Here is a 16,458-nt window from a genome sequence, read left to right as displayed (position 1 = left end):
GAATTTATTTTCTATTATATATTTCATCAAACTTTGAGACACTAAAATTTTCTTAGCTTTAACAAAATAAATGGGCGTCACCTTTCGTATGAGTTTCCTAACCATCCGATTTAGCTGTATTTGCTTTTGAATACCAAGCCACCACAGGAATTAATCCCAATGCCAAAATACCACCAACAAGAGATAACGTCACGAAACTAGTTTGAGCTGCTATCATACCAGACAATGCTCCACCAGTTGCCCCAGATAAAGCGATCGAGACATCTACTGATCCTTGTACTTTAGCACGATTTTTAACAGTTGTGGCATCTACTAACATAGCAGTCCCGCTAATCAATCCAAAATTCCAGCCTAATCCTAATAGTGCTAATGATAGAATCATCACACTGACCGAACTTTGATCCAAAACAAATGGTAAAACACCTGCAAGTAACAATGTCAATCCAGAGGCAATTGCCATGGTATTTCTTCCTAGCTTATCAACTAATACACCAGTAACAAGAGAAGGTAAATACATGGCGGCGATGTGTATGCCTATTACCATACCGATGGCACTTATTGTATGACCGTGATGGCCCATATGAACAGGAGTCATCGTCATAATAGCTACCATAACTAGTTGACTGGTGACCATGACTATCGCTCCAATGATGATCCCGTTATTGTTTGTTTTAGCTTGCTTTTCAACAATTTTGGTTGCTTCATTTGAACTGGTTTGTTGATTGACGAATGCATTTGCTACTAATAATGGATCAGGTCTTAAAAATATGTATAATATGATTCCAGCAAGAAGATAGGCTGCAGCTGCTAATAAAAAAGGACCTGCGAGAGCAGGAATACCGAAAAATAATGCGACCTCTCCCATTGGTTCTGTTAAATTAGGGCCCGCAACGGCACCAAAAGTAGTAGCAATCATTGCGATACTAACAGAAGTAGCTCTTTGCTTTTCACTCGCTAAATCAGTACCTGCGTATCTTGCTTGTAAATTTGTTGCCGTACCTGCACCATAGATTAATAAGGAGATAAAGAGCAAAGTGATATTATCACTAACGGCTGCTAAAACAACTCCTATAGCTCCAATGCCTCCTGCAATGAATCCGGAAGCAAGTCCAGTTCTTCTGCCATTTCTTTGTGAAATTCTCCCTACTAAAAATGCTGAAAGGGCTGAACCTAGTGTGAAAATAGCAACGGGAAGCCCTGCATAGCTATCTGTACCTAACATATCCTTAGCTAATAAGGCTCCAACGGTTATACCGGCAGCTAGTCCAGCACCACCAAAAATTTGTGATAAAATAACAAAAACTAATGTCCGCTTGTATAATTGCTTTCTCTTATTTTCTGACTCCAGATATGGTTGAAGAGTGGAATTTTCTTTCATAATCAAACACCTTTCATTTTTCAAAAATTTAATTTATTGAGTGAGATTCAGTACATCTGTATCTAATAGGTAGGAAAGTTCCTGTGTTTAAATTAAAACATATATTGCACGAATAGGGGAGAAAAATTGCTGAGTGATGAATAAATGAAACAAAAATCACAAGGATAGATTAATTAATTCTAATTATAGGTCGAAATATTAGATGGTAATATAATGAATCCGTATAATAAGTACATGAACTGAAATTAATTATACATGATGTAGGAGGTAGTAGAGTGGATAAGACAAATAAAAAAAACGAAATTCTAAAAGCGATGAATTTTAGACATGCTACTAAAAAATTCGATCCAAACAAAAAAATATCTGATGAAGATTTTAACTTTATTTTGGAAACTGCTTATTTGTCACCAAGTTCGTTTGGTATAGAACCTTGGCGTTTTTTAGTTATTCAAAATAAAAAAATAAGAGAAAAAATTAAAAATACTTCTTGGGGTGCAAAAGGAAAAGTAATGGATGCCAGTCATTTTGTGATTCTTTTAGCACGAACTGCCAAAGACACAAAATATGATGCAGAATATTTAAAAAACCACTTTGAGAAAGTTCATCAATTTCCAAATCAAGCAATAGAAGGTATATTGGAAATGATAGAAAACTTTCAAAAAAGTGATTTTGCATTGTTAGAAGATGATCGCAGAATGATGGATTGGTCCTCTAAACAGACCTATATAGCATTAGCAAATATGATGACATCTGCTGCTCAAATTGGTATAGATTCCTGTCCAATTGAAGGATTCTCAATAGCAGAAATGAATCAATTATTAAGAGAAGAAGGGTTACTAAAAGATGAAAGTTTTTCCATTTCGGTAATGGCAGCTTTTGGTTATCGTTTACAGGATGCTGCGAAAAAAATACGTCGTCCTTATGATGATATTGTTAAGTGGATAGAATAAGAAATGAAGTACTCTTGTTATACATTAGACAAGTATAGAAACGAAGAAAATCGGCATTCGCAAATAGATAACGCGAATGCCTTACTTGAATTATCAGACCTATAATAATACTTTAAACCAATTGTTTTCTACTGATGAACGACTCAATTCATAAGTACAATGTTGCTAACATAATCCCCAGTGTTTCCTGATAGATCTCTTCGAACTGTGAAATTGGAAGAGGATTGACTCCCATACCTAACTCTACCGTATAACCTGGTCTTTGAAATTCTTGTATATACCAGTCTTTATATCCGGCAAAACTATCGACATATTGAATGGGTTGATACCCACTCACACGACTAAATTCCTCTACTATCGTTTGGGACTCTGGTGGTTCTAAGCCTTGAAAACCCCAAAAAATAACTTCACCTTGTGTATGAAGGGCATTCAAAATTTCAAATGGGCGCTGTTGTGCTAATTGTTCCATTGCAATAGCCTCCGGTTCTGTTAATGGTTGATAACCCGGAAAATCACGTGGCCCTGGTGAAGTAGGTTTTCGAGCTGCTTCTGTGTCCCATAGCGCCGGATATTGATTGTTGAGGTCCACTCCGTTAATATTTGCTTTCCATCTAGAGAAATCATTACTACCATCATTTAATGAAAGTACGGACTCTCTTAAATTCCCAGCAGCTTCTGCCCCATTTAAAACTAAATCCACACCATCAGGGTTTACCATCGGAACTAAAGAAAACGTATTGCTTTCAAAAAAAGGTAACAAATTCAGTCCACGAATGGAGTTGTTATTTGTTAATGCTAATACATATTCATTTATAAATCTCATAATTACGGGGGTTGTTATCCATTCGTTAGCGTGAAAAGAACCATTTGTATGTTTTTGGCGGGGCCCAATGCCAATTAGTAATTCAACAATATCTTTTTCTAGTACGGATTTTCCAATAATTTGTGTTTGGATAAATGGATAGATAGTGACCAGTTGTTGAATATCTGACATCATCTTTTGATAGGAATAATTATTTTCATTCGATAGTACAAGGTCGGTCACCCTTTGAGGAAGTATTAGCTTTTGACCAATTTGTAATTGTGTAGGTTGAATGGTGGGATTAAGCAGTAGTAAGGCATCCACTGCAAATGACATGTTTTGTGCAATATGCCAGAGTGTATCATTCTTCTGAATTACATAGTTTTGGAGGACAAAACCAGGTATATTAACCTCTTGTCCAATCGCTAATTGATTAGGGTTTAAATCTGGGTTGGATGCTTTTATTAGAGGGAGTGGGATTTGGAACAATTGACTGAAATACCAAAAGGAATCACCTTTTCGAACGCTTACTTTCATTTGGCTTCACTCCGATCTTAGACACTATTTCATCATATGAAGGAAATGAAAGATTTATGATCAAAGAAGATTTCAAACAAAAGTACTGATATGCTCACCTAAACGTGTCAATGGTTAGCTTCTAAAGTTTACTCTTAAATCTTGAAGAGGGGGGATTATATTGTAATAAAATCAAAAGCCATCACTATTTTTTTTAGTGATGACTATAAAAAAAGTTTTGTGTAGTGACAATTCAACTGCCAACACCATTTCTAATCAAAGTTAACTGCCCATTATAATTACGAATGGAAACATCAATAGGTAGATCTTTTGAAAATTTTTCAACAATATTATGAAAGGTGACAGCAGAAATCATTTTCATCAGTTGAAAAAGTTCTTCTTCTGACTGAATGGTGAGAAGTGACCAGTTTATTTTGTGGTAGATATTCTTAAAGTGATCCATTCTATCTCTACTGGCAAAGATGCCAGTCAATGATTCCTCAATTTTATAATTCATATTTAATAAAGCGTTCTTAAAGAATGTAAAATTCTCACGTTCTTCGATAATTAGTTGATAGAAGGCAGTAGCTGTATCGAATAAATTACCATCATGCTTTTGAAGGATCCAAATAAATTGTTCCATTGCATGGTTTGTTTGCTTATCAAATAAATAGAAGAATGCGTCATCTTTATTTTTAAAGTATTGATAAAAGCTACCTCTTGGAATTTGAGCATAATTAATAATGTTAGCAATAGAGGCATCAGCTAGGGAAGTATTTGAAAATTCTCTTTTTAAAGCATCGATTAATTTCTGTTTTTTTTCAGTAGGTAAATTAAAAAAAGTTTCTTTAGGCACTTTTTTGCTCCTTTAAATTATTTTTATATACGTTTATGGAAGGAAAAATCTCTTGGAATGAAAGGATGTCGAAAGTGGAACAATTAAAATATACAAGATGTTAAGTAAAGTTTGTGATAATGTTAAGCACTTTCAGTCAATGCTCATGAGCACTCAATTTATTACAATAATAATAGGATATTAATTATATCGGTCATTTAATGGATAAATTAAATAACACCATTGAAAAATGTAATTTTTTGTAGAATTCCAAACTCATTCATTATATTAACCAAAATGTAATATTTAATGAAAATGCGATTAAAAAAACAATCCATAGTTCGGTGGTGTTAATAGTGTTTCAACCGAATCATAAGGAGAAAACTTGAAATCATGAAGAAATAAGATTATAGTGTAATTATAAATTTGTTTACCAAACAAACTAAAGGAGAGGGGCGAAAAAATGAAAACATTTATTACAGAAGATTTTTTATTGTATAACGAAACTGCAAAACGTTTGTATCATGAAACGGCTAAAGACTTACCTATTATTGATTACCACAACCACCTCCAGCAAAATGAGATATATGATGATAAAAATTATAAAAACATTTATGATATTTGGTTATCTGGTGATCACTACAAATGGCGGGCAATGAGAGCGAATGGTATTAAAGAAGATTTAATTACCGGTAATGGAAGTGACTTTGATAAATTCAAAGCATGGGCAAAAACCGTGCCAAATACGTTTGGTAACCCTTTATACCATTGGACACATCTGGAACTATTACGGTACTTTGATATTGATGAATTGCTGAATGAACAATCAGCAGAGTCGATTTGGGAACAAGCCAATCAAAAATTACAATCACCCGAATTATCCGTTCGATCGATTTTAGCAAAGGATAAGGTTGAACTAGTAGGAACAACCGATGATCCTACCGATGATTTAGCTTATCATATTAAACTAAAAAAAGAGGGTTATTCAACGAAAGTGTCGCCATCATTTCGACCTGATAATGGTTTAGCAATTGAAAAGCAAGGATTTATTGATTGGGTAGAGAAATTAGCAAGTGTCATTAACATGAACATTGAGACTTATGAAGACTTCTTACTAGCGCTGGAAAAACGTGTTAACTTTTTTGATGAGGTAGGATGCCGCAGTTCTGATCATGGGATCAATGTGATGTTTTATCAAGCAGCGTCAAAACAAGATATAGCTTCTATTTTTAAGAAACGTCTGAATAACCAATCGTTAACAAGTAAAGAAATCGATCAATTTAAGACTTTTACACTGATTCAACTTGGTGAGTGGTATGCAGAAAAAGGATGGGCGATGCAATTACACATTGGACCTCAGCGAAATAATAACACGAGAATGTTTAATCAAGTTGGACCAGATGCAGGTTTTGATTCGTTGGGTGACAAATTATTAGCTGAACCACTGAATAAATTATTAGATTCGTTAGACCAACAGGACAAATTACCAAAAACGATTCTTTATACGTTAAACTCACGTGATAACGAAGTTTTAGCTGCCACAGCTGGGAATTTCCAAAACGCAGAAATACCTGGTAAAATTCAATTCGGTACTGCCTGGTGGTTTAATGACCATATTGATGGAATGGAATACCAAATGAAAACTCTTGCCAATTTTGGCTTGATTCGTCATTTCGTTGGTATGTTAACAGATTCGAGAAGTTTCTTATCATTCTCGCGACATGAATACTTCCGCCGTATTTTATGTAATGTAATTGGCACGTGGTTAGAAGAAGGCAAAGTACCAAATGATATTACTTTATTAAAACAATATGTCGCAGATATTTGTTATAACAATGCCAAAAGATATTTTAATCTATAATCGAGGGTGAAATAAATGAAAAAACAACAAGTTGGTGTGATTGGATTAGCAGTTATGGGTAAAAATCTTGCCATGAATATCGAAAGTCGTGGTTATTCTGTGGCAGTATTTAATCGTTCGTATGAAAAGACAGAGGCTTTTCTTGCAGATGAAGCACAAGGTAAAAATTTCACAGGCGCTAAAACAATTGAAGAATTTGTAGCATCTTTAGAAAAACCAAGAAAAATTTTGTTAATGGTTAAGGCGGGACCAGCGACCGATGCCACAATAGAATCGCTGAAACCCCATTTAGCTGAAGGTGATATTCTAATTGATGGTGGTAATACGTTATTTACAGATACAATCCGTCGTAACAAAGAATTAGATGAAACTGGCATTCACTTCATTGGAACAGGTGTTTCTGGTGGTGAAGAAGGAGCATTAAAGGGTCCTTCGATCATGCCTGGTGGACAAAAAGAAGCATATGATTTAGTGGCGCCAATTTTAGAAGCTATTTCTGCTAAAGTTGACGGTGCACCATGTGTTACATATATCGGGCCAAATGGTGCAGGACACTATGTCAAAATGGTTCATAATGGCATTGAGTATGGAGATATGCAATTAATTGCTGAAGCCTATTATATTTTGAAGCATATTGGTGGACTGACAACAGAAGAATTACATGATGTATTTACTGATTGGAATAAAGGGGAATTGGACAGCTATTTAATTGAGATTACTGCTGATATTTTTACGAAAAAGGACGAAGAAACAAGTCAACCACTTGTTGATGTTATTCTAGATACAGCAGGGCAGAAAGGAACAGGAAAATGGACAAGTAAAAATGCGCTTGATCTCGGTGTCCCTTTACCATTAATCACGGAGTCTGTGTTTGCACGCTTTATTTCTGCTTTAAAAGAAGAACGTGTCGCAGCTAGTAAACAATTGAATGGTCCAACTGTAAAATTTGATGGAGATAAAAAAGCATTAATTGAATCTGTTCGCAAGGCATTATTCATGAGTAAAATCACTTCTTATGCACAAGGATTTGCCCAAATGCGACAGGCATCAGATGAAAATGATTGGAATTTGAATTATGGTGAAATTGCAATGATCTGGCGTGGCGGATGTATTATTCGAGCACACTTTTTGCAAAAGATTAAGGATGCATATGATCGTGAACCAACTTTAGCCAACTTAATGCTAGATCCTTATTTCAAGGAGATTGTAGAAGGATACCAATCGTCCCTTCGAGAAGTAGTGTCTGTAGCGATTGCTAATGGTATTGCTGTTCCAACATTTGCAAGTGCGATTGCCTATTATGACAGTTATCGGTCTGAAAATCTGCCTGCCAACTTAATCCAGGCTCAACGTGATTATTTTGGTGCACATACGTATCAGCGAAAAGATAAAGAGGGTACTTTCCATACTGAGTGGATGAAATAACGATATGTATTTGTTGAAATTCAACGCTAGGTGATGAATTTAATATTGTTATGTACGTATAATCTCTAAAAACACTTGATAATTAAATGCGTAATTTGATCTTAATAAGTAAGAAAATCCAAACGATCAATTGAATCGTTTGGATTTTCCTATGAGAAGAACTTTTTGTCTGTATATGTTTATGATGCCAACATGATGAAAAGATTTGAAAAATAAAAATTAATGAGAAATCGAATTATTTGTTTCTGACAACGTTAGACGTGGCAGATCCAGAAATTGCTGAATTCCCATTGCACATGCACCTACTACACTTGCCTTTGCACCTAATCCTGAGATTACAATATCACGGTACTGCGAAACAGAAGATATAAGATGTTTTTTGATCTCTTCTAGTGAATGAGGATAAATTTTTAAAATAGGACTATTTAATACAATCATCTCCGGGTTGTATAAATTGATTACATTGTTTAATCCAATTGCTAAATCAGCGATCCAAATGTTTAATGCATTAATGACATCTTCATTTTGTTCATTTAATAATCTTTTGATGTCAGTATGTGTTTGTATTTTCTTGTTTAAAAGTTTATTCGCATTTTCAAAAAATGTGGGTTCAGATGCATATCGCTCCCAACAACCTTCATTGCCACAGCGACAAGGTTTTCCTTTTGGATAAATGATCATATGTCCCATTTCCCCAGCATGACCATGATAACCTTTGTGCAACTCACCATTAATTATAATTCCTGACCCAATACCAGATGAAAAGTTAATATTTAATAAGTTTTCACTTTTATGGTACTGAAAGATTCGTTCGGCATATGCAGATAAATTAGCGTTATTTTCTATTGTAATATTTTCAATTTGCAGTTTTTCAAGATCTGTTAATATATCTTTATCTCTCCATTGACTGCGTGGAATGAAGTGAATCTTATTGTCAGTGGATACTGTACCATGGATAGCGATCACAGTTTGAACCAGTCCGTACTTGGCTGAATCAAACTCTTGTTGGTACTTCTTTATTTGTTCTGCCATTAATACAATTATTTCCTCATAAACATCTGTGTGAAGATCGAATTTTTCATATTTCACAGTATTTCCTTTTAAGTCAGTAATATTAAAAAGAATATGTTCATGATCAAGATCAATACCTAAAAAATAAGCGGCTTTTTCATTAATAGATAATAGAATCGGTCTTCTCCCGACAGAATAGTGTTCTTCTTGTGTTTCGTATATTAAATCCTCTTCAAGCAGGTCATGTACTTGTACAGATATTGTTGCTTTATTTAGGCCTGTCACTTTAGAAAGGCTTGCTCTTGAAATTTTATGATGCTCAAAGATTTCTGTTAATATATAGCTGCGATTTAATTTCTTTATGTAAGCTCCATCCCCAGTATGCATTTGTAACCTCCATGTATATATTTGTTTGGAAAACAAACTAAAATTAATGATTATCTTAATATAAATTATAACAAATAAAGATAAGAAAAAGATAGTGGTTAATTAGATAACAATAATCCTTATATACGATAGTTGCAAAAAGCCCCGTGTGGAACAATGATGTTTGACCCGGGACTTTTCAATAAGGAAAGAAAGCATATAATTTAACCCACGGTATCAACGCATTTGTGATCAGAGTAGTCATCTTGAAATAAAGTTTACAGGAACCAGCGCTGTGGCTGTCCACTTCCCGCATGAGTGGAAGTGGATAAGCCAGAGAGGGTGTTAAATCTAATATTCATTCCAAAATTACTACTAAAAGGACCGGATGAGTTTCCGGTTTTCTTAGTTTTTTAATGAATGTTTCATTTTATTGTAGAGTGAATCGGATGCTCGATAATTATAATCGTTCCCCAACTTTTTTTACTTCTAATGATAAACTTATAATCGTTGTTATAAATTAGTGATAACCTTTTTTGAATATTTGTTAATCCAATATGATCGGTTGTGTACCCTGTTTTATTGATGATATTTTGAAGATCATGCAGCCTTGCAGGATCGATTCCTTGTCCGTTATCAATAACAGTAAACCTAATTATGTCATGATCTAATCTTATTTTGATTCTTAAGTGTAGACAGTCGGTATCACTCTCATAATCAAAACCATGTTGCAAGCTATTTTCAATAATGGGTTGCAGGAGAAACTTTAACACTTCTATCTGTTTAAGGTCAGGTGAATAATCCCATTCCACATCGAAATATTTATCAGATCTAATTGCTAGGATTTCGAGGTAATTTTTGGTGTTTTCAATTTCTTCCTCTAAAGTAACGGTATGATGTTTGATTCTTAAAGAAAAATTAAGTATATCTGTTAAGGTCTCTAACATTTTGGTTACTTTATTTGGTTTTCCTGTAAGTGCCATTGCTCTCCAATAGATGATAGCTAGTGTGTTAGACAGAAAGTGCGGGTTGATTTGATTTTGCAGTGCCAGTAACTCCGCAGATTGCAGTTGATACTGCTTATTATTAAGTTCTTTTTCCAGATTGTTTTGCGCAATATAATTTTTAAGGATTCGTCTAACAATCATTTGATACTCATTGTCTTTGAAGGACACATTTCTAATTAATTCCTTCTCATTTTGATTAGTAGTGTTTAGAATTTTTATAATATCACTGACATGTCGCGCGTTTTTCCTTGATAAATAGTAAATCGTAGCTGCTCCCAAAATAAGTGAAAGAACTACGAACGCAAGAGTAAGTAAACGTAACTGATTTGGTAAAAAATAAATAATGTTTTTTTCAGTTACTGAGTAATATTTTAAATGATGTTCTGTGGAATGGAGCTGATTGACGATATAATTTTTGTTATTGATAGTTAATTCATATGTGTCTTGTTCGTTTGTTGGAGATAAATCGTTGAACTCTATGTCATCGCTAGCAGCATTACCATATAATTTATTATTATTTTCATCTACCACAAAAATACTTTGGTTATGGTAATGATTAAGTTCACTAATTAAATTTTTGAAAAAGTCCTGACTGATATTTAAGACGATCAATCCTTCAGCATTTGAAGCGTTTGTTTTAAATACATTTTTATAAATTGTAATTACTGGAACTGGCTTAACAAATTCATATGGAGCAATTTCTCTTGTTTCAATCCAAAGCTCTTCATTTGTCGAATTAGTATTGAATTCTTTATACCAGTCTTGATCATACATCGTATCAATGTCTCTTACACCAGAACTGGAAGTAAGTACACGGTTTTTATCATTCATATAATATACATAAATGGAATGGATATAATCGGTTGCAATATCTTTCCTGCGTAATGTTCCTCTTCCGTATTCCAAATTTCTTTTTTGTTCAAGGGTTAAATAATCAGAATCAAGAATATTTTGAAGTGATAAAATGATTTGTGGATTCCAATTATAATCTAAATGCAATAGATGCATTTCATTCAAAACGATATTCGTTTGTTGTTCGAGCTGTTGAAGGGTATTTAAATTGTTATTTGTAATAGATTCCTTCATATATTTATCTGTTATGATGATAGCAAAAGATCCTAAAATAAAGACAGGAATTAATAAAGGGAAAAGAAATAGTACCATATTCTTAAATAATATTTTATTATTCATGACTATCTGCTGCTTCTTTCTGCTTTCTGTATTCTCGTGGAGTTATCCCATAAAACTTTTTAAATACGCGAGTGAAATTTTTGGGATTTGTATAACCTACTAAACTACTTATTTCGTAAGTTTTATAATGAAAATCGGATAACATCTCTGCAGCTTTCTTCATTCTAATTTCCGTTACATATGTTGAAAAGTTTTTTCCAGTATTTACTTTAAAAAAAGTGCTGATATAATTCGGGGACATTTTACACAGGTCTGATAAGTCCTCGAGCGATATATCTGCATAATTTTTTATCGTAAATGATTTGATTGTTTCAATAACATTATCTGTATAGTTTGGATAAGTTTTTAACTGTTTAGTAGAGACATCGGTATCAAGTTGTTGCTTCAAATTAGTGAACACTTCTTGTATTTCATCGTATTTACCTGGCTTTACGATATAGTCAACTACCCCATATTTTATTGCTTCTTTTGCATAATGAAATTCTTTATAACCACTTAAAAGAATTACCTTCGTTGGCTTCTTATTATGAAATATATTTTTGGCTAGTTCAATCCCATCCATTACAGGCATGCGAATGTCAGTTAGTATTACATCTACCTCATTCATATCAAGATAGGCTAATGCTTTTTTACCGTTCTCACAATCATGGATAACTTCAAAACCTAAATTGTTCCATGGAAAGTAATTTTTCAATCCACTTCGGATCTCTATTTCATCATCAACTAAAAGTATCTTATACATCTAAAAACTCCCTTCGATTTAAAAAGGTATCATTTATTATTTCAAAAGATAAAATATGGAACCTTTAAATGTAAGCGCTTAAGAAAAAAGTGTTTTTATTAATTGTGAAGCCTTTTTTGATCGTTTTTATTAAGTATACTGAACATATCGATTAAACATGGAAGGCCTTTTCTATTTTAATGGAACCAGGAAAAAATGACAACGTCAAAAAGAAGGATGAGGAAATGAATTCAGTAAAATTAACGGAAATCACACGAACATTTTGTATCACTGCATTAAAGTTAACCTATTTGAATATCCTATGGTTTTTGTTTACACTATTAGGTTTCGTGTTATTTGGATTAGGGCCTGCAACGGCTGCAATATGTAAAATTCAACATAATTGGCTAAGAAATGAAAACGTTTCCTCTGTTTTTTCGTCGTTTTGGAAAGAGTACAAGACAAGTTTTCTTAAAGTAAATATGTTAACCATTGTTTTAATCGGTCTAGGTGCTATTATTTATTTTGATCTCCAGTTTTTTATGCAAAAGGAGGGACTACTATTCAGAACAATTAGTATTCTCATCTTTATTCTATCAATTTGGTATATGATGGTGGTTTTATATGTGTTTCCTATCTATATCCATTATCAGGTCCGGTTATTTACAACCATACGTTATGCTTTTATTGTAGCAATGTTAAATCCCTTTAAGACAATCGGGATGGCTGTTGCAGCAGGTGGGATGCTATATTTGTCTTTATATTTTCCCCAAATCATGTTTTCGATAGGTGTTAGTTTAACTTTTTTTATAATTATGATTATGGCAACACATGCTATAGACCAAATAACAATCATTAAGGAGCGCTATAGCAATTAACAATGGTTTAAGACAATATCTATTGTTTTAAATATATATTAAATGAAAAGGGGAGATTGAAGGATGCAACAAATCTGGAAAAAAGGAATGTATATGGCCGTATTATTTTTTATTATCGGTATTTTAGTAGCTTGTAGCTCTGATAGTGACTCTTCTGGATCAGGTGCTTCGGAGGATGATTCAGAAGCAGGTGAAGGGAAAGTCGAACTGAGAATGCTATGGTGGGGCTCGCAAGATAGACATGACAGAACTTTGGAAGTAATTGACTTATATATGGAAGAGAATCCAAATGTAGAAATTTCAGCGGAATTCACTGGATGGGATGGTTATTGGGAGAAAATGGCAACCCAAGCAGCAGGTGGGAATCTTCCGGACATCGTCCAAATGGATTATAAATTCTTAGCTGAGTATGCTGGTAAAGGTTTATTAGCTGATCTAAGTGAACATGTGGATAGTGGTGCCCTCGATTTAAGCGATGTAGAAGATACGTATATTGGGGGAGGATATATCGATGATCAGTTATTTGCTATTAATATTGGTGCAAATGCCCATGCGATAGCGGTAGATAATGCGATGTTTGAAGAAGCGGGTCTAGAACCATTTGAACCAGGTTATACGTGGGAAGATTTAAAGGAGACTTCAAAAAAATTGTCAGAAAATTTAGGTGATGGTGTTTATGGTGTGCACCCAATGGCCGGAGTAATGGGATTTAAACATTATCTAAGACAAAATGGTCAGTGGTTATATAGTGATGATGGTACAGCGTTAGGGTATGAAGATGATCAAATATTAATCGACTATTTGCAAATTACTGCAGATATGTTGGAATCTGGCGGAGCTGCTCCACCAGAAGTATTTATGGATGCTGATGCCAATGTTGAACAATTCCCTATAGTGACAGAAGATACTGCAATTACGATGGATATTCATAGTAACCAATTGATCGCTTTAGAATCAGCAGCAGGAAGACCTTTAGACTTGATGCTTCAACCAACACTAGAAGGCGGAGAGTTAGGTCATTACATTAAGCCAGGTCAGTTTTTATCCGTATCAAATGATTCAACAGAGCAAGAAGAGGCAGCTAAATTCATCAGCTTTTTCACAAATAGTATTGAAGCGAATGACATTCTTAATGCAGAACGTGGTGTACCAATAGCCACAGCTGTTCGAGAGCATCTAAAAGAAAATGCATCAGATGCTGGTAAGAAAATGTTTGAATATGTAGAGTTAGCGCAAGAATATAGCCGTGAGATTGATCCACCAGATCCACAAGGAGCTACAGAAATTGAATCATTATTTGAAAATGAGGTGCAGGATCCGATTCATTATGGCGAAATAACACCTGAAGAAGCAGCAAAGAATTTCAGAGAAAAAGCATCAGAAATACTAGCGAAAAATGAATAAATTGCAATGGAGGCCATCTTTCAGGTGGCTTCTGATTGCTTTAATTACTGGAGGTGCGGGGCTTGGCTGAACAAATACATGAATTAAACCAAAAGAAACACACAAGTAAAATGCGTAGTCAACTTAGATTGGATTTAATAGGGTTTGCATTTATTGCGCCGTGGTTAATTGGGTTTTTAGGCTTTATTATCGGCCCGATGATCGCATCACTCTATTTCTCTTTTACTAATTATGATTTATTATCTGCCCCTAGTTGGATAGGTTTAGACAATTATATCAACATGTTTACTAATGATGATCGTTTTTGGAAAGCAATTCGCGTCACACTTATTTTTGTATTTGGCAGTGTACCGTTAAAGTTAGCGTTTGCTTTGTTTGTCGCAATGCTATTTAATACAAAACGCCGAGGTGTTGGTGTTTATCGTACACTATATTACGTGCCATCGATTCTTGGAGGAAGTGTAGCAATTGCCGTTGTTTGGAAACAACTATTCGGTAGTGATGGTGCGGTAAATGATATATTAGCAATTTTTGGCATTCCAACGACGAGTTGGGTAACAAGTCCAGATTTTGCATTATCAACTCTAATTTTATTGGTAATATGGCAATTTGGATCGCCAATGTTAATTTTCTTGGCAGGATTAAAAGCGATACCATTTGAATTGTATGAAGCAGCATCCGTTGATGGAGCGAATCCATTCTTGCAATTTATTAAGATTACGTTACCAATGTTATCTCCTGTTATCTTTTTTAATCTTGTGATGCAAACGATCCAGGGTTTTATGGCGTTTACTCAAAGTTTTTTAATTACAAATGGCGGACCAATGGATAATACGTTATTCTATGCTGTCTATTTATATGAGAAAGCATTTGCGCACTTTGACATGGGTTATGCTTCAGCATTAGCTTGGATATTGCTTATAATATGTGGACTTTTCACTGCATTTATATTCAGAACAGCTAAAAGCTGGGTTCACTATGAATCGGAAGGAGGGAATTAATGATGAAAAAGAATAAATCACTTCGAACACTTGTTTACCATGGATCGATATGGCTGTTAGGACTATTGATGATTTATCCTATTTTATGGACGATTGCCAGTTCATTGAAAGCAGAAAATGAAATATTCCGGAATGCGGCGTCATTAATCCCTTCTGAATGGAATTGGGAAAACTATGCTAGAGGCTGGGAAGGGTTTGGAAATCTTAGCTTTACTACCTTCTTTCTAAATTCTACATTTGTGACTACTATGGTAGTAATTGGAACCATTTTTTCTTCTACATTAGTGGCATTTGGTTTTGCGAGAGTGAATTTTCGTTTTCGTACTCCATTGTTTGTTTGTATGATCGTAACGCTAATGTTACCACAACAGGTAACATTAATTCCGCAATATATCCTTTTTCATAATTTAGGATGGGTTAATACGTATTTACCATTAATAGTTCCTGCTTTCATTGGTGGTATTCCGTTTTTTATCTTTTTAATGATTCAATTTATACGAGGGATTCCAAGAGAATTAGATGAGGCTGCATACATGGATGGTGCTAGTACGTTTGCGATCTTTTGGAGAATCATATTACCTCTGACTACTCCAGCAATTGCAACAGTAGCTATTTTCTCATTTTATTGGACTTGGGATGATTTTATGACTCCATTAGTATATTTAAATGATACGAAATTATATACGGTTGCACTAGGGCTACAGATGTTCTCAGACCCATCTTCCGTTTCCGCATGGGGTCCAATGTTCGCAATGAGTGTTGCCTCTATTGTACCTCAGTTACTAGTATTCTTGTTTTTCCAAAAATATCTTGTGGAAGGAATAACAGCAGGAAGTGTGAAAGGGTAATATATGGAAGAGTTTAGTGCACATTTCCATTGTCATTGATAAAATCCAAACGATGATGTAGACACCCTCGCATCGTTTGGGTTTATATTTCGTCGTAGGAAGAAACTACGTAATACTGGACGTATATTTAATAGAAAAGTGGTAATTTTGAAACATGTTATGGACTAGTAAACCGCTCCGGCTGCCCACTTCCCTTTCCGTGGGGTTTTCCCTTCAGCTAACTTTTTCAAGCAAAGAGCACTTGAAAAAGTGGATCTTCAGGTA

The 16,458-nt window shown here is 34.4% G+C and carries 13 protein-coding genes; 7 read left to right on the top strand and 6 right to left on the bottom strand.

What is annotated here, in order from left to right:
* Positions 1–97 precede the first annotated feature (97 nt).
* A complete protein-coding gene (locus BUC25_RS12760; RefSeq protein ID WP_073202258.1) occupies positions 98–1,378 on the bottom strand; it encodes an MFS transporter in 1,281 nt (426 codons plus the stop codon).
* Positions 1,379–1,692: 314 nt separating this feature from the next.
* On the opposite strand from BUC25_RS12760, the gene BUC25_RS12755 reads away from it, so the two are divergent.
* Complete coding sequence (locus BUC25_RS12755) at positions 1,693–2,328, top strand: NAD(P)H-dependent oxidoreductase (RefSeq protein ID WP_073202487.1); 636 nt, start codon at positions 1,693–1,695, stop codon at positions 2,326–2,328.
* A 148-nt stretch (positions 2,329–2,476) separates the two neighbouring features.
* Here the strand turns inward: BUC25_RS12755 and BUC25_RS12750 are convergent, their stop codons facing one another.
* A complete protein-coding gene (locus BUC25_RS12750) occupies positions 2,477–3,667 on the bottom strand; it encodes a M14 family metallopeptidase (protein WP_073202257.1) in 1,191 nt (396 codons plus the stop codon).
* 232 nt (positions 3,668–3,899) lie between these two features.
* Positions 3,900–4,502 (bottom strand): TetR/AcrR family transcriptional regulator, encoded by a 603-nt coding sequence (locus BUC25_RS12745; RefSeq protein WP_073202256.1) that lies wholly within the window; start codon positions 4,500–4,502, stop codon positions 3,900–3,902.
* A gap of 442 nt (positions 4,503–4,944) precedes the next feature.
* Between BUC25_RS12745 and uxaC the strand changes: the two genes are divergently transcribed.
* Entirely contained in the window at positions 4,945–6,342 is a 1,398-nt protein-coding gene (gene uxaC, locus BUC25_RS12740; RefSeq protein WP_073202255.1) for a glucuronate isomerase, read from the top strand.
* A gap of 15 nt (positions 6,343–6,357) precedes the next feature.
* Entirely contained in the window at positions 6,358–7,767 is a 1,410-nt protein-coding gene (gene gndA, locus BUC25_RS12735; RefSeq protein WP_073202254.1) for an NADP-dependent phosphogluconate dehydrogenase, read from the top strand.
* Between the two features lie 219 nt (positions 7,768–7,986).
* Here gndA and BUC25_RS12730 read toward each other — a convergent pair whose 3' ends face one another.
* From BUC25_RS12730 to BUC25_RS12720, 3 genes are all read right to left on the bottom strand, one after another.
* Positions 7,987–9,165, bottom strand: coding sequence for an ROK family protein (locus BUC25_RS12730; protein ID WP_073202253.1), 1,179 nt, complete (start codon positions 9,163–9,165; stop codon positions 7,987–7,989).
* A 404-nt stretch (positions 9,166–9,569) separates the two neighbouring features.
* Complete coding sequence (locus tag BUC25_RS12725) at positions 9,570–11,342, bottom strand: sensor histidine kinase (protein WP_073202252.1); 1,773 nt, start codon at positions 11,340–11,342, stop codon at positions 9,570–9,572.
* Positions 11,335–12,084 (bottom strand): response regulator transcription factor, encoded by a 750-nt coding sequence (locus BUC25_RS12720; protein ID WP_073202251.1) that lies wholly within the window; start codon positions 12,082–12,084, stop codon positions 11,335–11,337. The genes BUC25_RS12725 and BUC25_RS12720 overlap by 8 nt, the downstream gene beginning before the upstream one ends.
* A gap of 224 nt (positions 12,085–12,308) precedes the next feature.
* Between BUC25_RS12720 and BUC25_RS12715 the strand changes: the two genes are divergently transcribed.
* The 4 genes from BUC25_RS12715 to BUC25_RS12700 all read left to right on the top strand — a co-directional run bounded on the left by BUC25_RS12715 (position 12,309) and on the right by BUC25_RS12700 (position 16,194).
* Positions 12,309–12,941, top strand: coding sequence for a YesL family protein (locus tag BUC25_RS12715; protein ID WP_170862699.1), 633 nt, complete (start codon positions 12,309–12,311; stop codon positions 12,939–12,941).
* A gap of 63 nt (positions 12,942–13,004) precedes the next feature.
* Positions 13,005–14,345 (top strand): ABC transporter substrate-binding protein, encoded by a 1,341-nt coding sequence (locus BUC25_RS12710; RefSeq protein ID WP_073202249.1) that lies wholly within the window; start codon positions 13,005–13,007, stop codon positions 14,343–14,345.
* Positions 14,346–14,455: 110 nt separating this feature from the next.
* Positions 14,456–15,346 carry a carbohydrate ABC transporter permease gene (locus BUC25_RS12705; protein WP_073202486.1) on the top strand — a complete coding sequence of 297 codons (891 nt, stop codon included), beginning with the start codon at positions 14,456–14,458 and terminating at the stop codon, positions 15,344–15,346.
* Between the two features lie 2 nt (positions 15,347–15,348).
* Positions 15,349–16,194: a carbohydrate ABC transporter permease gene (locus BUC25_RS12700; protein ID WP_073202485.1), complete on the top strand. Its 846-nt coding sequence runs from the start codon at positions 15,349–15,351 to the stop codon at positions 16,192–16,194.
* Positions 16,195–16,458: the final 264 nt, after the last annotated feature.

Origin of the sequence: Gracilibacillus kekensis, assembly GCF_900143085.1 — a bacterium.
Lineage (GTDB): Bacteria > Bacillota > Bacilli > Bacillales > Amphibacillaceae > Gracilibacillus > Gracilibacillus kekensis.
Note: the sequence above shows the minus strand (reverse complement) of the source record. Positions and strands in the feature narration are given on the sequence as shown.